Raw genomic sequence first — 19,175 nt, forward strand, 5'->3', positions numbered from 1 at the left:
CCAATACCATGGATCTGAATAGTTCCATACAGCAAAAAATGGCAGGCAACGCGCTATCGGGCATGATAGCAACTGGAATCTATCTTGTCAGCAGACTGATTTTGACCCCTTTTATTCTGAACTATCTCACCCTTGCTGAATTCGGCCTATGGTCGCTCTGCTTCATTATTCTCTCCTACGCCTCGATGGGAGGGTTCGGAATCAACAGCACGTATATCCGCTATACAGCTCGCTATCTCGCCGAAGGCCGTCAAAGCGAGATCGGCAGGCTCCTTTCAACCGGTATCGCCTGTATGCTTGTATTCAGCCTGCTTTTCATTCTGCTGCTGTATCTGTTCATGCCGCTGATTCACGATATCTTTCAGATAGACAAGGCACAGCAACCGATAGCGACGTCCATCTTTCTCGGAACGGCTGCGGTTTTCAGCCTTGAGCTGACACTTGGCGGGTTCCGCTTCATCATCAATGGACTGCATGAAATCGCAAAAGAGAAAACCATCACCACGTTTGCCGGTCTTGCTGAAGTTGCCGCAATCATCGCATTTCTTCTTCTCGGAACCGGCATTATGGGACTGCTCTATGCCTACACGCTACGAGTTATTCTTGAAACCTGGAGCTGTTGGCAGGTCACCCGCCGCCTTCTTCCCGGTATCCGTCTATCTCCCCGTCTCATAAACCATGAGCATTTCCGGCTTTTTTTCGTGTTCGGCGGAAAAGTACAGGCACTTGGCGCTGCGGGTATTTTTTTGACCGCTCTCGACAGGATTTTTGTCACCGCCATATCTGGCCTTGCAGCAGTCGGGATGTTTGAAATCGGACGAAAGCTTCCGTTTACCGCAAAAAAAATATCCGAATCGGCTTTCGGCCCCTTTTTGCCGACAGCAGCTCATCTCGATGCATCATGGGAAAAAGAGTCTCACGATTCACCGGCAAAACGGTCCCGCAACTATCTGCACATCACCTTTTTCATATTTACCGCAGGAGCCGTACCAACCCTTTTCCTGCCTTCGGTGAATCGGATGCTCCCGATTCCTGCTGAATCGTTAGCACCGCTCCTTGTCATTGTATCGATCATCCTTTTCATACCGCTCAGAAAAAAACACCGACATGGCGAACGGCTCAGCAAAGGTGAACTGAGAATGCTCTACCTCAACGGACTCCGCTATACAAACCTTGTAAGCATAACCACTTTCGCTTTCCTGATCGCCGCTGCAACCCCGCTGATCAACGCATGGGTAGGCCCCGGCTACAATGAGGCCATACTCCTCATGATTTTCATCTCCCTGGCTTATACCATGCAGCTCTCCACCGGGCCGGGCAACCTTATATTCCGCGGTATCGACCGAAACGGCAGAGAGTTCGAATACCTGCTGACACAACTGGTGCTTGTTCTGCTGTGGCTCCCTTCAGCCACAGCATCCTACGGTCTTGCTGGAGCTGCAGCCGCCCTGGCTGCATCATCGTCCGCCAGCGCCATATTTTTTTTCTGGCGAAGCAATTACACATTCCAGATTTCCCTGAAAGAGCTTACGGGACACACTATCATTCCGGCGCTTGTTCCTCTCATTCCCGCCGCCGGCATTTACATTGCAACCTTGGCGGTACCTTCCGGCAGCAGAATAGAAACCATTCTGATCGCTCTGGGTTATGCAATACTTTACATTGCCGTCACCTTGACAATCCTCTGGTATACCGTACTGAATGCGGATGAAAAACAAAGAGCCGCCGATCTTTTACCGGTTTTTTCCGCAAGTAAAAGAAAACCATAATGGCGGACTTTCAGACAACGACAAATCCACTGCCTCACGGCAAACCATCGAAAGCCTTCGATACAATAGGGTTTTTGAAAAGATACGGTTTGTTTGTTCTGATCATCGGTTCGTTTCTCTTCACCCTCTCTGTCCCGGTCGTCCTGTTGATCAGCAAGCCCAATTATGAAGCGAAAGCACTCATACGCATCGATCCCGTGATTCCGTCACTCATAACCAAAAGTGAAGACCCGTCCATCATCAACTACTACCAGGACTATGCCAGGACACAGGCCAAAAGAATGATGCAGTTCGAAGTTCTGAAAAGAACCGTCGAAAAGCTCACACCCGAAGAAAAAGCGGCCGTACTGCCACCAGCGCTTCCCGCCGACAAATGCGCACACATTCTTGGCTTGATCATCAAAGTCACACCCATGAGCGGGACCCATCTGATTCAGGTCTCTGTCTCAAGCCCTAAAAGGAAAGGCCTTGCCACCCTCTTGAATACATTCATGGAGGTCTTTCTTGAAAAAGTCCGCACCAACACGGAAATGCAGGATAACGAACGCCTGACGTTTCTTCGCAACAAACAGCAAGGACTGACAGCAGAAATAACCAACATCGAGGAACAGCTAAGCCAGCTTACCGGCGATATCTATACCGCTTCCTTTTCAGAAGATTACAACCTTGCAAGCAAAAAAACCGAGGAACTGCAAAAGCTCTATGTCCGCACGTTCGAAGAACGGGTTATTGCCGAAAACAATTTCAACACAACCCTGAAAGCAAACGAACTGCTCGAGTCGCTTTCTCTCGATCCCATGGTCGAAGAGCTTGTCATAAAAGATCAGTCCCTCGATTTCACCAGCTCCTGGACCTATCAGCAACTCCAGCAGATGAGAAGTTCAACCGATGGATTGACTAAAAACAACCCCGACCGCATTTACGTCGAACAACGTATGGAAGGAATGCAGAGTTATGAAAAAAAACTTGAAGATGAAATCCGCGACAATGCTCGAACAATTCTTTACGGCAAGAGAGACTATGATCTTCAAAAAGATCTGATACTCGCGGAAAATCGTTTTGAAAAAGCATCGAACGCTGAAACCGAAGTACTCGAAAAGCTAAAACAAAACCAGGAAGAAGGCGTCCGTATCTCGGTTGGGATGCATCTCGGCCAAGCTCTGGACTCCCGGCTCGAGCATAAACGTGCACTGCTCAACCGTATCGATACAAGAATACATGAACTCGAGGTCGAAGGCAAAGCTCCCTTGCGCATCTCTATCGAGTCACAGGCACGTGAACCCGATAGCGCAGCCGATTCAAACGTCAAAAAGCTCATGCTGATCTTTTTCGTTCTCTCATTTGGCAGCACCGGCGGCCTGTTTCTGGCATATGACTTTTTTGACAATCGCATACGACGCCCTGAAGAAATCCAGCACGGTCTGGGCCATCCGCCGGCTGCTGTCATTCCGGATGCCGGAAAAGCACTGCTCTCCCAGGAGATCGAGTCAAATCCTGTTACAGCAGGAGCCCTGCGCAGTCTTGCTGTACGACTGAAACACGAACAAGAAAAACATGGAGCCGGAATCATTCTGTTTACCGGTATCGAAAAAGGCGTCGGGAGCAGCTCGATCGCGTTCAACACAACACGTGCCCTTGGCACCCTTGTGCCGAAAGTTCTTTTCATCGATGCGGATACCTCGAACCGGTCGACGGAACTTGTACCTGAAATACCTGCCGATGCACCCGGACTTCTTGACATACTCTCTTCATCGATACCATGGAAAACAACAATACGCACACGAATGGAAAACAACATGGATATCATGCCGACAGGAAACGCAACAGGGGGAAGCATTCCACAACAAAAACTGGCAAATGTCCTTAAAGAGATCCGCAAAGAATACGATATCATCTGTATCGATTCAGCCCCCCTCATGGAAAGTGACCTGACAGAAAACCTCGTGACTCACACCGACATAACCACCTTGATCGCGCTCGGTGACAGCACGCTTTTCCGGGATCTGAGAACCGCCGCTGAACTTTTGGTATACCTCAATGCTCCTGTAATCGCTCCCGTACTGAACTGGGGAGGCTACAAGCGGTCGTTCAGTATCGACAAACTGCTTGAAAAACGCCCTGAATTTCTCAACCGGGTAAATACTGAAAAGCTGGAAACCCTTCTCAGGGAACTACCATCAACAACAGAACTGCTGCAAAAAACAAAGGAAAGAGCAAGAAAGCTCTTGCAAAAAGCACAGGAAATGGCAAAAACACTACTGCAAAAAATACAGGCGAAAATAAAATGGGGGAGAAAAAAATGAGCCACCTGCCCGTATTGTTCGGTTACCATGCCTCGAACCTCGGTAACAGTCACGTACCTCTTTCACTCTGCCGGCACTGGCACAACAGCGGCAGAGATGTCAGCCTTACCGTTCCCAGTACCGACCCGGCGCTCGGCTACTCCTGGCTCAAACCTGCCATGAGCGGTCTTGCCAAAAAAGTTATCTACCGGCTGGGCTATCCCGCAATCCCACGGCGGATTGCCGAGCGTTTTTTTCTGAAAACAGAGAAACAGTCCCCTTACGTTTATCTGTGGGCTGGTCTTTCTCTGGAAATATTCGAGGAATTCGAAAGACGTGGCGCAACCATCATCATCGAACGCATCAATTGCCACAGGCACAGCGCACAACGCATTCTCCAACAGGCTTCCGAGCACTGGAACATCCCTGTAACGGCGGCAATCACCAGCGAGGCCATAGAAGAAGAGAACCGCAAACTCGACATTGCAGACGCCGTGTTCTGCCCTAGCCCGATGGTCCGTAACTCCATGCTCGAGAACAACGTCGATGAAAGCAAACTGCTTTCCACCAGCTATGGATGGTCTCCTGAACGGTTCCCGTCCAGGGAAAAAGAACCATCGAATTCTCTGCGCCCGGTCTTTCTTTTTGCCGGTACCATCTGTCTTCGCAAGGGAATACCACTGCTTCTCGAAGCGTGGAAACGGGCAGACCTCAACGCAGAACTCCTGCTGTGTGGCTCGATAGCCCATGAAATACAGGAGCACTACCCTTCGCTCGAAAGCATCAAAAACGTACGTCACGTGAACTATACCAGGGATATCGGCCAGCTCTACAGAAAAACCGATGTATTTGTTTTTCCAAGCCTCGAGGAAGGCGGACCGATGGTCACTTATGAAGCCATGGCACATGGCATCCCTCCGCTTGTCACCGCCATGGGTGGAGGCGCAATTGTTGAAAACACCAAGAACGGCACAATCCTGCCGGATATGGACATCGACGCATGGGCCCAGGCAATGACACTCATGGCGGAAAACCCCGATAGGAGAAAAGAGATCGGAAATCTCGCACAGCAAAGATCGAAACAGTTCACCTGGAAACAGGTTGCCGAACAACGAGCCAGGCTTCTCGAAGAGCACTGCATCGGGATCTGGAAAACAAAAGAAGCACTATGATATCAGCAACAGAAGCCGATTGGGACAGGGAAAAAATCATTCCCGGACGTTATGAACCCGGAAAAAAAATGCTCTCGGCGATTCGACTTTACCAGCGACTCGAGAAACAAGGCATCACATCCCGGACCATGAAACCTTTCGCTGTCCTGAGCCACAGGTTCTGGAGCGCGGTCTGCGGAGCGGACATCCCTATCAACACTCGTATAGGAGGAGGCCTTCTCATTCCCCATCCAAATGGCATCGTCATTCATCCCGATGCGACAATCGGACCAAACTGTCTGATTTTTCAACAGGTAACCATCGGTGAAGGACCAAAGCAAGGCTTACCTGTGATCGAAGGACATGTCGATATAGGAGCCGGAGCCAAAATCCTCGGCGGTGTTCACATCGGCAACCATGCTCGTATCGGAGCCAACGCTGTTGTTATTGACGACATCCCGAACCATGCGACGGCAGTCGGCATACCCGCACAGGTAAAAAAAGTAGATGAAACGGCAAAATAAAAGGAAACAACACAACCATAAAGAAGGGGGAACATGCCGAAAAGATCAACGAAAAAACACAGCGGATGAACATGCAGAACAGAAAAAAGCAAGGCAAACAACTCTGCATCTTTTACGCTGCCGGGCCGGGGGACATCGTCACGACTTTTTCCTGCTGGCAGGAAGGCAGAGACGATCCACACCAGGTAGCCGTCACCTATAGCAGCCAGTTTTTCGACCTTTGCCGAACGCTTGGGGCAAAAGGGGTTGCGGTATCGTCATGCCCGCGCACAGACCGTATCACGACAGCGCAGTTCATCGTCGAGAACCTCCCGAAAGGACCGGCAAGTAACGGTATTGCATTCCATACCCAACAGATACGCTATGTTCGAAAAATCATAAAGCGGGCCTTGGCTGTCGATGCCGACCTCCTTGTCATGGCTGACTCTACAGGGCACCTTTTCTCTCTTGTCTGGTTTGCTCCGAAAACAATGCGTCTCGCAGTTTCCCTGCACTGCACCCTCTGGCCCAGAAGCCGCGACAAAACGGCCAGAGCGAGGCTCACCTCGCTTCTCAGCCGCCGCCTTTTCGCCAACAGGGCGCAGGCCATACTCTGCCTTTCAAACGATATCCGGCGCCAGTTGCTCGATATGACCAGAGGGAACACCGTGCCCATCTACCCTTTCATCCCCTTTTACCGGCGCAAACTGTTCACAACCATACAACCGCCTACAGAGCAGCGACCATTCAACCTGCTCTATGCCGGACGGATGGAAATCGAAAAAGGAGTCTACGACCTTCTCGAGATCGCTCTGATGCTGGATCGTGCAGGAATAGACGACGTCACCTTGCACCTTTGCGGCGACGGTTCGGAGGAAGACTCGCTCAGAATGACTGCCAGGAGCAAAGGAGTCGAACAGCTTTTTCATCTGCACGGTTACTGCCATCAACAGGAAATGCTGGAGCACATCAACCGGAGTCATGCCTTCATCGTTCCAACCCGAACCTCATTCGAGGAGGGGTTCAACAAAGTCGTTGCCGAAGCCATCCTTGCCGGAAGACCGGTTATCACCTCGTCAGTCTGCCCTGCACTCGATTACGTGAAAGAAGCTGTCGTGGAAGCTGTTCCCGACGACCCGTCGTCATATTTCGAAGCTGTCAAGAAACTTTCTTCTTCAAAAGACCTTTACCGGGAAAAACAGCAGGGCTGCAAAGCCGTACAGGAGCAGTTCTACGATCCAGACCGTTCCTGGGGAGCCGCACTTAAAAAAGTTATAGGGAGCCTGCCTTATGGGTAATGCACCAGGAAATATCATGGTCCCGATCGTAATGTTCGGCTGGATCCCTTTCGTCATGATACTTTTTTCACGTCTCGAGGCGAAAATAGCGGCAGCTGCGGCATTTGTAGCCGGCTGGATGTTTCTTCCGGTCGCAGCATACAACCTACCGGCGCTGCCCGACTACACCAAAACAACCGCGACCTGTGTCGGCATTCTGGCCGGGGCCTGGCTTTTCGACAAAGAACGGTTCAGTGAATTCCGGTTCAGCGCCGTTGACATCCCTATTCTCCTGTGGTGCACCGCTCCCTTTTTCTCGTCGGTCGCCAACGGACTCGGCCCCTATGACGGCTTATCCCAAACCATGTATCAAAGCATCACCTGGGGCCTCCCCTACTATATCGCAAGAATCTACTTCAGTGATACCGAAGGGCTTAAAATCCTCGCCCTGGCCATCGTCATCGGGGGTATCGTCTACATACCGTTCTGCTGGTTCGAAATGATCATGAGCCCCCAGCTCCACCGCATGACATACGGCTTCCACCAGCACAGTTTCCTGCAGACAATACGAGCTGGCGGCGGTTTCAGACCGATGGTGTTCATGGATCACGGGCTCATGACCTCGATGTGGATGGTCATTGCCGTCTTTCTCGGAGTCTGGCTTTATGTATCCGGCAGCCTGCCGAAAAAAATCCTTTTCGTCCCCACGGTCTATCTGTTGCTGCTGCTTGTTTTCACAACCATGATGATGAAATCCTTCGGAGCGGTTTCTCTGCTCTTTCTCGGTCTCATAGTCATCTTTCTGACAAATAAAATGAAGCTGCGAATTTTGATTCTGATTCTTCTCGTGACACCTCACCTCTATATCATTACGAGAACGACCGGCACATGGGATGGCAGAAACCTTTCACAATTCGTAGCAGAAAAAATCAGTGAAGAACGTGCCCAGTCACTACAGTTCCGCCTCGATAACGAAACGATCCTCATCGACAAAGCACTCCAGGGAACCTTTTTCGGATGGGGAGGCTTCGGACGCTCCCGCGTTTACGACGACAAAGGCAAGGATATCAGTATCGCGGACGGCCTGTGGATCATCACCCTCGGCCAGAACGGCATATACGGGCTCATCGCCCTGATCATCGCGGTACAGTTACCGGTGATACTTTTTCTGTTACGGGTCAAACCCAACCGATGGAACGAACAGCAATGGGCGGCGCCTGCAGTCATGGCTGTTTTTCTGGCAATCTACATGATCGACAACCTGCTCAATTCGATGATCAACCCGATATATATGCTTTTCAGCGGCGGTATCATCGGTGTGATGCTACGAATGCACGCAGGAATTCCAGCATCGATACCCGAAGTTGAATCATCCGTTACGATCCGCCAATCCGTTCCGAGTCATTCCACAACCCGATTCATCACCGAACCGGAAATATCACCATCAAGGTTTATCAACTGATCGAACATGGCCACACCCCACTTGCATATCATGAAGCAGAACAGCCCGATGCTCAAACCCGAGATTGACAACGGCAACAAGATGATAGGATACTGGTTGGTAAGCCTGTTTCTTATCCTTGCGGGAAGCCTCATACCGTTCAATGCAATCATAGCGAATTTCTACGGCCTGGACACCCTGGCCCATATCATTCTTTACAGCGTTCTCTCATTTGTACCCATGGTACTGCTTGCGAACAGAAAAACCGCCTTTCTCGCGTCCATCGCCATAACACCCCTCGGCTACCTTTTCGAAACCATAAACGTAGTTGTAACTGGAGAACCGTTCCATGCCTTGAACGCCCTGGCAAACAATGCAGGAGTCATCCTCGGCATTGCCGCAGGATTCGTTGTACGCCTGAACAATCATTATGAAATGGAAAAAAATCATGAAGCATCCAAACAATAACCTCTTCATGAGGGGGTAACTATCCCGACAAATGAACCAGGAACACAACAATCATCATACCGCCAAAGAGGAATGTCCCTCTATCGATTGCGTGATCATCGGGATCAACAGCGAAAAAACCCTTGAACGCTGTATTAATTCGATCCTTTCGAGTGACTATCCACGAGCACTGCTGCATATTTTCTATGCCGATGGAGGGTCGACCGACCGCAGTATCGAGATCGCCCGAACGTTCACGGAAGTAACGGTAATCGAGCTCAACCTGGAATTTCCCACCCCCGGCATAGGCAGAAACGCCGGGTGGAAAGCCGGGTCGGCACCCTTCGTACAGTTCCTTGATTCGGACACCATTCTCGACCCGGAGTGGCTCGCCACGGGTGTTGAAGCCATGAATGACGACCGGGAGGTTGGCGCAGTCAGAGGCTACCGGCGGGAAATGCACCCCGAACGATCTTTTTTCAACTGGGTAGGTGATCTCGAGTGGAACGTCCTTCCCGGTGAGTGCGACAGTTTCGGCGGTGATGTGATGATCCGTCGCGATGCCCTTGAGTCATCAGGGGGATACGATGAAGAACTTGTCGGGGGAGAAGACCCCGAACTGAGCTGGCGGATACACGAAGCCGGGTGGAAATTTCTCATGCTCGACGCCCTCATGACCCACCATGACCTGGCCATGCTGAAAACAGCACAGTACCTGCGCCGATCATATCGTTCAGGATATGGTTTTGCTGCGGTACAGAGCAGAATCGGAGCAACCGGAAGCAGCTTCTGGAAAACGGAACAACGGAGGATAATCATCAAAGGCGGCGGTTTTCTGGCCGGCATACTGGCCGGCATTGCCATACCTGCCGTTCAACCGAATATCGCCGGTATCACGGTAGCTGCATTTTGCCTGGCGGGGGGAACGGTTCTTCTCCTCGGCCCCCGACTATTCAAAGTCGACAAGTTCATGAAGGAAAACCGACTTAACCGCAATGATGCAAAAAAATATGCCTGGCACTGCTCGCTGGTTGCGCTCCCGCAATTCTTCGGCATCGTTCGGTTTTATACAGGACGTGCGTTCAACAAACCGCTGAAAAACAGGCGGAACAAGCTTCAGACAAGACTCTCAAACCCTACATCATGAACCAGACACCGATAGGATACCTCTGCAGCGAATACCCCGCTATTTCCCATACTTTTATCTATCGGGAAATTGAATCGATTCGCAAAGCCGGAATAAGCGTTCACACAGCTTCGATCCGAAAACCCTCGGATCTCGATGTCATGACACCCGACGAACAGCGTGAAGCCGACAAAACCCTGATGGTTCTCTCCCGCTCACCGCTCGCCATACTCAAAGCCCATCTGCACTGCCTGAAAAAAAATTTCCCGGGATACCTCAGAATGACGGCTTCCGCACTCAAACTTTTCACCACAGGTCCCAAAAGTCCGATCAAGGCGCTTGCATACCTCGCCGAAGCCGGCATCCTTCTCGAATGGGCACACCACAACAACATCACGCACATTCACGAGCATTTCGCAAACCCCACAGCTCTTGTCGCGAGGCTCATGAAGCACTATGGAGGCGTTTCCTACAGCCTTTCGATACATGGCCCGGATATCTTCTATACAGTCGATTCGGCCATGCTTCCCGAAAAAATCAGGGATGCCTCATTTATCCGCTGCATAAGCCACTACTGCCGAAGCCAGGTCATGCGTATCAGCGACCCGTCGGAATGGAACCGGTACCACATTGTCCGCTGTGGAGTCGATCCGGCACTTTATTCGCCAAGGCCGGAACCAAGCAACAAAACAACGCAACTGCTTTGCGTAGGCAGACTGGTACCGGCAAAAGGACAGCATATTCTGCTCGAAGCATGTGCCCGACTGAAAGCGAAGGGGTACACCTTTCACCTGACCATGGTTGGTGACGGCCCCGACAGAACCTCTCTCGAAAACAGTACGGCAGAGAGCGGACTCGACGGAACGGTTACCTTCACCGGAGCTCTCGGTCAGGACAAGGTAAGAACCTATTATGACAAAGCAGATATTTTCATCCTGGCAAGCTTTGCCGAAGGGGTACCCGTCGTGCTGATGGAAGCCATGGCAAAGGAGATTCCCGTTATAGCAACACGCATAACGGGAATCCCTGAACTAATAGATCACGAAAAAGACGGTCTGCTGGCCGTCCCCGGTGACTCACACAACCTTGCAGAAGAGATCGAAAAACTGCTCGAAAACCCTCCGCTGAGACGGAAGCTTGCCGAAGCGGGCAGGCAGAAAGTGCTCGAGCAGTATAATCAGCATTCCAACAATACCGGTATGGTCAAACTTTTCCAGGAAGAAAACCAGAGAACATGAGCGTTGTCGATACAATACTTCAAATCCTGATTATCCTGCTCAGCCTCCCTGCTGGCTATCTGCTTGTAACAACCATTGCAGCGTTTCTTTTCCGAAAGGAGAATCCTGAGCAGAACCGTTTCCTCAATATCGGGGTACTCATCCCCGCCCATAATGAAGAAGAGGGAATTGTACGCACCATTCGAAGCGTTCAGGAAAGCGACTATCCCGCAAACCGTTTCGAAATCTACGTTATAGCCGATAACTGTACCGATCTGACAGCAGAGCATGCCCGCAATGCAGGCGCAACGGTCGCTGAACGCCATGATACGTCAAACAGGGGAAAAGGTCAGGCGCTGGACTGGTTCCTCCACCATCACCGCAACCTCTACCATAACACGGACGTCATCACCATTATCGATGCCGATGTCACTCCGGACAGAAACTATCTGCGCGAGATAAGCGCCTCGCTCAGCCTGCCGGAGACCAGCGTTCTGCAGGCATACAACGGGGTCAGCAATCCGGGCGCAGGCTGGCGACCAGGTCTCATCGATGCCGCGTTCAATGTCTTCAACCATTTGCGCATGGCCGGCTCGGTCGTGCTTTCAGGAACAGCCGTCCTGAAAGGAAACGGCATGGCGTTCCGGACAAGTGTTCTCGAACACTACGGCTGGCCCTGCCACTCCATTGTAGAAGATATGGAGTTCAGCTTGCGCCTTTTACAGGACGGTATCGATGTCCATTACAATCCGGATGCTGTAATACGCAGCGAGATGGTCACCTCGGGCAAACACGCCTCAAGCCAGCGAAGCAGATGGGAAGGAGGCCGTTTCTTCCTGGTAAAAAACATGACCGGGCCGTTGTTTTCTCTTTTTGCCCGTTCACGCGATTTCCGATACCTCTTCGCTTTAGCGGAACTTGCAATCCCTCCGCTTTCACTGCTCGTGATACTTTTCGCATTGGTAACAACAGCATCGTTCCTGCTCCTCGAAGGCGCCTGGCTCTTTGTCCCGGCCTTTTGGTGGCTGATTCTGTTCATGTATGTCATCTCAGGCCAGATACAACGGCACGCCCCCATAACCACCTGGTTCGTGCTTGCTGCCGCACCGCTCTACATTTTATGGAAAATACCGCTGTACGCAGCCATGCTGCTTCGAAAAAAAAGGAATGAATGGGTACGAACTTCCCGGGAAAACACCGATAAACAACGGGAAACCTGACAACAAACCCTCCTTGCCCTTATCATCATTTTTCTGTTACTGTACGGAAAACCCCGGCGGTCTCTCAACGCTCTGACAATAGGCACGCTTTCATGTTTCACGCTCTTTCTGACAAAGATGCGATCGGAATTCCTGGCTTTTATCGGAAACTATTCCTACTCCACCTACCTCTTCCATGTCTTTTTCACCGCAGCTTCGAGAATTACAGCCAAGAGCACCGGCATCAACGACATATGGCTCCTTTTCATCCTCGGCACAACGCTTGGAACAGCAGATCCTATCCTGGTCGAAGTCGTTGCATCACGATATGATATAACCCGAACGCTTCTGCTCGGAAAACGCTCTGCAAACCGAAAATAGATATTGAAAACATCTTTTTTACCGGCAAAGAAGGCTTGCATACCGGCAGCCTGGCCCCGATCATTCCCTGAAAAGCCGATCCAATACATCGACAATACGCTGGCTTACGGCGCCATCCCATTTTTCCGGAATTTTTGCCCTGTGTTTTATTTTTCCCTCCACAGCATCGCCTATGCCTTGAAGAATATCTTCCTCCCTGTCCCCGACAAGAACATTGGTGCCGATCTCGATGGTTGCAGGACTGGAAGTATCGTCAAGCATCGTCAGACACGGAACCTTCATGACGGTCGACTCGGCTTGAGCAGTCAAAGAATCGGTCACGATAAACAAAGCATCCTTGACCAGCCGCAGGAGTTCGACATATCCGGGAAACTGTATGACCTGAACCCCTGGCAGCGACGTAAAGGCAGGTTCCATTTCATGTTCCCGCAAAACAGTTCCAACATAGGGATCGGCCAGTATCAATACCGGATGCTTCTCGGCAATGGCCCTTACCACTCGCTCCATTTTCTTGAGAACATCGATATCGTCAAGAGCAGCCGCACGGTCGAGCAGAACCAGAGCATATTTCTTTGCTTCGACCCCGAAATCACCGGTAACGCTGGAGCTGTTAGCCCTCCCGATAAGACCGGCAAGGCTGTCGATAGTCATTTCACCGACAAAAAAAATCCGGTCTTCATCGTATCCCTCATTGATAAGATTGTATTCACCGCTATGCTCACTGACAAACAGAATATCGGCAACCGTATCGATAAGCTTCCTGTTGATTTCACCAGGTGAACTGCGATTGTAATCCCGCATACCCGCACCGATATATGCAATCGGAAGACTGAGCTTTACAGCAGCAAGTGCTGCGGCTAAAGCAACATCATCGTCTCCGCCAATAACGGCAATTTCGGGTCTTTCATCGACAACAAGCTTTTCAAAAGCAGTCATTGCCGAAGCCGTTCGACCAACCGGAGAAATGCCTCCGGTCCCGACTGAAAAGATAGTTTCGGAAATCCCGAAAAGTTCCGGAAGATTTTCCCCCGAACGTTCCCCCCGAGGCAACGGAGAACCGGCAGCAAACAGAACCTCATATCCATCATGCTCATGTAAAGCCTTATGTAAAGGGAGAACCTTCAACAAGCCATGTCGTTCACCGGCAACCAAAAGAATCTTTTTCACGAGACAAATCCTTTTTACATTGTTCAAACACGTCAACCAATCCATCCCTATAGGAAATGAAGGGAACCAAAACACTTGCGCTCGTCCTGCTCTGCCTGTTGCTGTTTCAGGCAAACGACAGTATTCTGAAGCTGAATCATAATACTGCCCTTGCGGAAAAAAAGAAAATTATTTTACAACAGGCCGATAAACTGCAGGGAGGAAAGAAACGTTCTCCAACCGGCAGAGTAGAAGAGGTACGCTCCGTTTCCGGCAACGTCGTCTTTGTTCAGGAAAACTTGTTGCTTACCTGTGACAAGGCCACCGAGTTTCTTGAAAGCGGTATCGTTCAGCTACGCGGCAATATTTTCATGACCGACCGTAAACTCGAAGTCTACTGCGACGATGCACTCTATTACCCCGATACCGGAATTGCAGAGCTTGAAAACAATGTAAAGGGTCGGCTTCTTCAAAACAACCTGATCACGAAATCCGAACGAGCGCGTATCGACAACCCCAGCAACCAGATATCGATTTACAAGAACGCTATTGCATGGCAGGGGGAACGCCAGCTCAGCGGAGACAGTATTGCGGTACAGCTCAGAGAGCTGAACAAAAAGAAAAACATTGAAAAAATCACCGTCATCGGCAAAGCTTTTCTTGCAGCCAGAGACACCCTTGATCCAAGCAGACAGTTATACAACCAGCTGAGCGGTAAAACCATGTACATCGAGCTCGATGATCAGGAAACGGTAACCGGCGTACAAGTCGATTCACAGGCCCGGAGCCTCTATCATACCTACGACGAAGACCAAACGCCAACAGGGATCAACTACTCGAGCGGGAACAGAATAGTCATGTCGTTCACCGATGGACAACTTGATAGAATAGCGGTAAGCGGCAACGTTGAAGGAAAACAGTACCCGAACAAACTGAGGGGCAGTAGAAAAGTCGACCTTCCCGGCTTCAGGCTGCGCTACGATGAGAAACCGGCTTTTTAGGTGTTGGTAATGGAGAAAAAAATAATGCAAAAAGCCTTCCGGTAAGAAAGGCTTTTTGTTCGATATATGAAAAACCTGAACTTACTTGGCAAGAGGGCAAGAACCTGTCGGACATGATCCTGAAGAAGCACTTTCACAGCTCTGTTTGCTGTAATCGGTTTTGTAGAATCCTGAGCCTTTCAACAAAAAACCTCCTTCTGCACTGATAACCCGCTCAAACGTTTCAGCATTGCATTCAGGACATGTCGTCAATGCGTCATCACTCATTTTCTGAAAAACCTCTTCTTCGCATCCGCACTTTTTACAACGATACTGGTAGGTTGGCATTGTAATTACCTCCGTAATCTATTTACGGGTACCTTTCCCTTGTTGTAAAACGTCAATGGAGGTCCCCGTCTGTCTGTTATTTTGTATACTTTATCCTAAAGCTGCATATCTCAACCTGAAACAACCAGGCTGGGATATATATAATTATTTTGCCGAATAAAAAAATCCGCACCGTGCTCACCAAAACCAGGGCTTTCGTTCTCAAAGAAATAAAGTTCAGGGATACCTCGACGATATGCACGCTTTATACCAGAGATTTCGGAAGGCTCTCCGTCATTCTCAAAGGAAGCAGGAATCCCAAAAGCAAGCTTTCCGGGCTGTTCAGCACCGGCAACCTTCTCGAAGTGGTGCTTTACAAAGGAAACAACCGCAACCTGCACCTTGTCAGCGAAGCTCGGATCATCAGAAGCCCGATGACCGCGGAACCGGACATGGAACGTTTCAGCGCAATCTATCGTATCATTGAAACAATCAGAAACACAACAGGAAACGAAGAAAAAAATATCCACCTCTTCGATGCCCTCGCCCTGACGATCGAAAGCCTCTGCTGCACCTGTCAAAACACCGATGCAGTCGTGGCGTGGTTTCTCCTCCGGCTTATCTCAAACATGGGTTTTGAGCCATCAATCGAACATTGCGTCATGACCGGCAGTCGTATCATGGCGATACTCGAGGAAAGGCCGGACAGCTCGCTTTACCTTGTCTATGATCCAGGAGGTGTCGCGCTCCAACCTCCGGCGATTCACTCACGCCAAGCCTGGCAGCCGTTACCGGTCCCTGTGTATCTGCTTATGCACACACTTGCCAATACCGATATTCTTTCGGTCAACGATCTTGACGTTTTACCCGAAGAGAGTCAACAGTTATGCGACATTTTACAGAACTATTGCTCGATGCACAGCGACAGCCAACCGCCAGTAAAAAACCGGAAAATCATTTCGCAAATACGCTCCAAAGGAATTTGATTCTCTACCGTCATCTACCGGATTCCGACTTCAGATCTCCGGGTTATTTCCTCACATGGCCGAGTATTCGCTGTATTCCCACCTTCCCTGCTCCTGGAGAATCAGCTCGATCATCTCTCTGATGCATCCTTTCCCTCCTTCATAGGCAGAAATATAGGAAACACGATTGCGAAGATATTCAATGCCGTCAATCGGAGTAATGGAAAGCTCGACTTTTTCAAGGATCGGTATATCGACAACATCATCGGCAATATAGGCACACTCTTCGTCTTCCAGGCCCAGACCTGCTTTGAATTCCTCATATGCATCTACCTTGCGACCATAATCAAGATACACATGCTCTATTCCAAGATGGCCAAGCAAATGCCGTTGTGCGTCACTCGACCGTTCCGAAACTGCAGCTACGTGGAGCCCTCTTTGCCTGGCTTCACTTATCGCAAGAGCATCCCTCACATTACAGGAACAGATCTCTTCCCCGCGACCATTGAAGGTTACCTGGCTTCCCGTCAAAATACCTTCGACCGGGAAAATCAACGCCTTGACCTGTCGCAATGCATTCTGCAAGCGCTCGGAAGCGTCACCGGATGACAGCTGAATCCCAAAGTAGTTTATACCTGACACTGTTTTCTGAGTTTTACGTTTTGCATAATTAACACATTCAGATCATGCCGACAGACAAGCATGAAGTTTTTGCAACTGCCTTACAACCGCAGGGAAATCCTTGAGCGCAAGTTGCGTGGCAGCATCGGACAGAGCTTTTTCAGGATCAGGGTGAACCTCGAAAAACAGACCGTCAACTCCTGCAGCAACGGCAGCCCTTGCCATCGGAAGCAGATATTCCCGTTCCCCTCCGGAAACATCCTTTCCAGCTGAAGGAAGCTGGAGACTGTGGGTTGCATCATAGATGACCGGATAGCCGGTTTTGCCCATTTTGGGAATACTCCGAAAATCAACCACCAAATTGTGATAACCGAAGGTCGTCCCTCTTTCGGTCAGCATCACACGTGAGTTGCCCGTCCGGGAGACTTTATCGGCAGCCATAGCCATATCCTCAGGAGCCATGAACTGCCCTTTTTTGATATTCACACAGAGGCCCGAGCTTCCTGCCGCTCTCAAAAGGTCGGACTGGCGACAGAGAAAGGCTGGAATCTGCAGCACATCGACATAGTGTGCAACTTGCTCCACCTCATGCGTTTCGTGAACATCGGTAAGCACCGGCATATCGAAACGCTCTCTGATTTCTCCAAGAATTTCAAGCGCCTCGATATCGCCGATTCCTGTAAAAGAACCGGCAGAAGTTCGGTTCGCTTTACGAAAAGATCCCTTGAAAATAAACGAAACATTTTCCGAGTCACGAATCGATCGCAGGGCAGACGCAACGTCAAAAGCCATCTCCCGGCCCTCGATAAGACATGGCCCGGCAATAAAAAAAAGCGACGTTTCATCTGGAATGGTAACTGCTCCAACTGAGAACTTTTCCACCTGTATAGCCGTTATTACATCCCGGAAGACAGCAAAAAAACGATACTTTCAGGATGTTGCGTTTTTTTCGATTTAAGCTTTAAATTTACAACTTAACACATTATTTCATAACTCATCAAAACGCAAGTATGAACTCTTCGGATACCAGACAACGATTGGAAGAAATTGAAAAACAGCTTGCCAACCTCCATGAAGAACAGCGAAGGATCAAAGCGCGTTGGGATGCGGAAAAAGGTCTTGTCCAGGAATCCAGAAAACTGAAATCTGAACTGGAAGACCTCAAACATCAGGCAGAAGAGTACGAAAGAAGCGGCGATTACGGTAAAGTTGCGGAAATACGCTATGGGCGCATCGCAGCGATAGAAAAAGAGATTGAAGACAACAAGCAGAAAATCGAAGAGAAAAGCGCATCGGGCGAGCTCCTTATAAAAGAAGAGATCGATGCCACAGATATTGCGGATATCGTTTCCAAATGGACCGGTATACCGGTCAGCAAGATGCTCCAGTCGGAACGCCAAAAGCTCCTGCATATCGACGAAGAACTGCATAAACGCGTGATTGGCCAGGATAAAGCTGTTCAGGCAGTCAGTGAAGCTGTCAAGCGGTCACGTGCAGGCATGGGAGATGAAAAAAAACCAATAGGATCGTTTATTTTTCTCGGCCCGACAGGGGTCGGTAAAACGGAGCTTGCACGAACCCTTGCCGAATATCTTTTCGACGATGAGGATGCGATGATTCGTATCGACATGAGCGAATACATGGAATCCCATACCGTCAGTCGTCTCGTGGGAGCTCCTCCGGGCTATATCGGCTACGAAGAGGGAGGACAGCTTACTGAAGCGGTGCGGAGAAAACCGTTTTCAGTTGTTCTGCTTGATGAAATCGAAAAAGCTCACCCCGATGTGTTCAATATCCTGCTGCAGATTCTCGATGACGGCAGATTGACCGACAGCAAAGGTCATACAGTGAATTTCAAGAACACCATCATCATCATGACAAGCAACATTGGTGCACAGCTCATCCAGAGTGAGATGGAAAAGATGGATGGAGCAAATCGCGATACTGTTTTGGAAAGCCTTCAGGAAAAGCTCTTTCAGCTCCTCAAGCAGCAAGTTCGTCCCGAGTTTCTCAACCGTATCGATGAAGTCATCCTTTTCACGCCTCTCGGCAGGGAAGATCTTGAAAAAATCGTCACGATACAGTTCAATCTGATAAAAAAACTCGCTCTTCGCCAGAATATCCGCTTAACCCTGGAAAACGATGCGCTTCTGTGGCTTTCCAATGCAGGTTTCGACCCCGCATTCGGCGCTCGGCCGCTCAAACGGGTCATGCAGCGGCATATTACCAACAAGCTTTCGGAACTGATCCTTGAAGGTTCCGTTCAGGAAGGTGACTCCGTAACTATAACGGTGAAAGACGGAACTCTTTCTCTTGTAAAAGCAGCTTCCTGACAAGACATCT

General features: G+C 50.0%; 18 protein-coding genes. 14 read left to right on the forward strand and 4 right to left on the reverse strand.

Annotated features, from left to right (window positions below):
* Positions 1 to 8: 8 nt before the first annotated feature.
* From CR164_RS05905 to CR164_RS12930, 11 genes are all read left to right on the forward strand, one after another.
* Positions 9 to 1,769, forward strand: a complete 1,761-nt coding sequence (locus CR164_RS05905) for a lipopolysaccharide biosynthesis protein (RefSeq protein ID WP_110022994.1) — start codon at positions 9 to 11, stop codon at positions 1,767 to 1,769.
* Positions 1,769 to 4,072 carry a GumC family protein gene (locus CR164_RS05910; protein WP_110022995.1) on the forward strand — a complete coding sequence of 768 codons (2,304 nt, stop codon included), beginning with the start codon at positions 1,769 to 1,771 and terminating at the stop codon, positions 4,070 to 4,072. Before CR164_RS05905 ends, CR164_RS05910 begins: the two co-directional genes overlap by 1 nt.
* Positions 4,054 to 5,223, forward strand: coding sequence for a glycosyltransferase family 4 protein (locus CR164_RS05915; protein WP_239994473.1), 1,170 nt, complete (start codon positions 4,054 to 4,056; stop codon positions 5,221 to 5,223). The genes CR164_RS05910 and CR164_RS05915 overlap by 19 nt, the downstream gene beginning before the upstream one ends.
* Positions 5,220 to 5,726: a serine O-acetyltransferase gene (locus tag CR164_RS05920; RefSeq protein WP_110022996.1), complete on the forward strand. Its 507-nt coding sequence runs from the start codon at positions 5,220 to 5,222 to the stop codon at positions 5,724 to 5,726. Before CR164_RS05915 ends, CR164_RS05920 begins: the two co-directional genes overlap by 4 nt.
* 71 nt (positions 5,727 to 5,797) lie before the next feature.
* Entirely contained in the window at positions 5,798 to 7,003 is a 1,206-nt protein-coding gene (locus tag CR164_RS05925; RefSeq protein ID WP_239994474.1) for a glycosyltransferase family 4 protein, read from the forward strand.
* Positions 7,004 to 7,019: 16 nt separating this feature from the next.
* Positions 7,020 to 8,444 (forward strand): hypothetical protein, encoded by a 1,425-nt coding sequence (locus tag CR164_RS05930; RefSeq protein WP_239994475.1) that lies wholly within the window; start codon positions 7,020 to 7,022, stop codon positions 8,442 to 8,444.
* Between the two features lie 6 nt (positions 8,445 to 8,450).
* Positions 8,451 to 8,891: a hypothetical protein gene (locus CR164_RS05935; protein ID WP_239994476.1), complete on the forward strand. Its 441-nt coding sequence runs from the start codon at positions 8,451 to 8,453 to the stop codon at positions 8,889 to 8,891.
* 31 nt (positions 8,892 to 8,922) lie between these two features.
* Positions 8,923 to 10,017: a glycosyltransferase family 2 protein gene (locus tag CR164_RS05940; RefSeq protein WP_110023000.1), complete on the forward strand. Its 1,095-nt coding sequence runs from the start codon at positions 8,923 to 8,925 to the stop codon at positions 10,015 to 10,017.
* Positions 10,014 to 11,234, forward strand: a complete 1,221-nt coding sequence (locus CR164_RS05945) for a glycosyltransferase family 4 protein (protein ID WP_110023001.1) — start codon at positions 10,014 to 10,016, stop codon at positions 11,232 to 11,234. The genes CR164_RS05940 and CR164_RS05945 overlap by 4 nt, the downstream gene beginning before the upstream one ends.
* On the forward strand, positions 11,231 to 12,433 hold the full coding sequence (locus tag CR164_RS05950; RefSeq protein WP_110023002.1) for a glycosyltransferase family 2 protein: 1,203 nt from the start codon (positions 11,231 to 11,233) through the stop codon (positions 12,431 to 12,433). The genes CR164_RS05945 and CR164_RS05950 overlap by 4 nt, the downstream gene beginning before the upstream one ends.
* A gap of 117 nt (positions 12,434 to 12,550) precedes the next feature.
* Positions 12,551 to 12,793 (forward strand): hypothetical protein, encoded by a 243-nt coding sequence (locus CR164_RS12930; RefSeq protein ID WP_146204141.1) that lies wholly within the window; start codon positions 12,551 to 12,553, stop codon positions 12,791 to 12,793.
* A gap of 60 nt (positions 12,794 to 12,853) precedes the next feature.
* Here CR164_RS12930 and CR164_RS05960 read toward each other — a convergent pair whose 3' ends face one another.
* The gene (locus tag CR164_RS05960; protein ID WP_110023004.1) at positions 12,854 to 13,960 is read right to left on the reverse strand and encodes a UDP-N-acetylglucosamine 2-epimerase; all 1,107 of its coding nucleotides are present in this window, start codon (positions 13,958 to 13,960) and stop codon (positions 12,854 to 12,856) included.
* 56 nt (positions 13,961 to 14,016) lie between these two features.
* On the opposite strand from CR164_RS05960, the gene CR164_RS05965 reads away from it, so the two are divergent.
* Positions 14,017 to 14,940, forward strand: a complete 924-nt coding sequence (locus tag CR164_RS05965; protein ID WP_110023005.1) for an OstA-like protein — start codon at positions 14,017 to 14,019, stop codon at positions 14,938 to 14,940.
* A gap of 81 nt (positions 14,941 to 15,021) precedes the next feature.
* Here CR164_RS05965 and CR164_RS05970 read toward each other — a convergent pair whose 3' ends face one another.
* Entirely contained in the window at positions 15,022 to 15,267 is a 246-nt protein-coding gene (locus tag CR164_RS05970) for an FmdB family zinc ribbon protein (protein WP_110023006.1), read from the reverse strand.
* A 173-nt stretch (positions 15,268 to 15,440) separates the two neighbouring features.
* Here CR164_RS05970 and recO point away from each other — a divergent pair, with 173 nt between their 5' ends.
* Entirely contained in the window at positions 15,441 to 16,232 is a 792-nt protein-coding gene (recO, locus tag CR164_RS05975; RefSeq protein ID WP_161953488.1) for a DNA repair protein RecO, read from the forward strand.
* A 51-nt stretch (positions 16,233 to 16,283) separates the two neighbouring features.
* On the opposite strand, the gene CR164_RS05980 is transcribed toward recO, so the two are convergent.
* On the reverse strand, positions 16,284 to 16,853 hold the full coding sequence (locus CR164_RS05980) for a KdsC family phosphatase (protein ID WP_110023008.1): 570 nt from the start codon (positions 16,851 to 16,853) through the stop codon (positions 16,284 to 16,286).
* Positions 16,854 to 16,895: 42 nt separating this feature from the next.
* Positions 16,896 to 17,714 carry a 3-deoxy-8-phosphooctulonate synthase gene (kdsA, locus tag CR164_RS05985; protein ID WP_110023009.1) on the reverse strand — a complete coding sequence of 273 codons (819 nt, stop codon included), beginning with the start codon at positions 17,712 to 17,714 and terminating at the stop codon, positions 16,896 to 16,898.
* A gap of 128 nt (positions 17,715 to 17,842) precedes the next feature.
* On the opposite strand from kdsA, the gene CR164_RS05990 reads away from it, so the two are divergent.
* Entirely contained in the window at positions 17,843 to 19,165 is a 1,323-nt protein-coding gene (locus CR164_RS05990) for an AAA family ATPase (RefSeq protein WP_110023010.1), read from the forward strand.
* The last annotated feature ends 10 nt before the right edge of the window (positions 19,166 to 19,175 follow it).

It is taken from the genome of Prosthecochloris marina (genome assembly GCF_003182595.1).
GTDB classification, from domain to species: domain Bacteria; phylum Bacteroidota; class Chlorobiia; order Chlorobiales; family Chlorobiaceae; genus Prosthecochloris; species Prosthecochloris marina.

Coding starts and splice junctions, on each gene's coding strand:
- CR164_RS05905 (WP_110022994.1), top strand. CDS start 9: ATGGATCTGAATAGTTCCATACAGCAAAAAATGGCAGGCAACGCGCTA.
- CR164_RS05910 (WP_110022995.1), top strand. CDS start 1,769: ATGGCGGACTTTCAGACAACGACAAATCCACTGCCTCACGGCAAACCA.
- CR164_RS05915 (WP_239994473.1), top strand. CDS start 4,054: ATGGGGGAGAAAAAAATGAGCCACCTGCCCGTATTGTTCGGTTACCAT.
- CR164_RS05920 (WP_110022996.1), top strand. CDS start 5,220: ATGATATCAGCAACAGAAGCCGATTGGGACAGGGAAAAAATCATTCCC.
- CR164_RS05925 (WP_239994474.1), top strand. CDS start 5,798: ATGCAGAACAGAAAAAAGCAAGGCAAACAACTCTGCATCTTTTACGCT.
- CR164_RS05930 (WP_239994475.1), top strand. CDS start 7,020: ATGGTCCCGATCGTAATGTTCGGCTGGATCCCTTTCGTCATGATACTT.
- CR164_RS05935 (WP_239994476.1), top strand. CDS start 8,451: ATGGCCACACCCCACTTGCATATCATGAAGCAGAACAGCCCGATGCTC.
- CR164_RS05940 (WP_110023000.1), top strand. CDS start 8,923: ATGAACCAGGAACACAACAATCATCATACCGCCAAAGAGGAATGTCCC.
- CR164_RS05945 (WP_110023001.1), top strand. CDS start 10,014: ATGAACCAGACACCGATAGGATACCTCTGCAGCGAATACCCCGCTATT.
- CR164_RS05950 (WP_110023002.1), top strand. CDS start 11,231: ATGAGCGTTGTCGATACAATACTTCAAATCCTGATTATCCTGCTCAGC.
- CR164_RS12930 (WP_146204141.1), top strand. CDS start 12,551: ATGCGATCGGAATTCCTGGCTTTTATCGGAAACTATTCCTACTCCACC.
- CR164_RS05965 (WP_110023005.1), top strand. CDS start 14,017: ATGAAGGGAACCAAAACACTTGCGCTCGTCCTGCTCTGCCTGTTGCTG.
- CR164_RS05970 (WP_110023006.1), bottom strand. CDS start 15,267: ATGCCAACCTACCAGTATCGTTGTAAAAAGTGCGGATGCGAAGAAGAG.
- CR164_RS05990 (WP_110023010.1), top strand. CDS start 17,843: ATGAACTCTTCGGATACCAGACAACGATTGGAAGAAATTGAAAAACAG.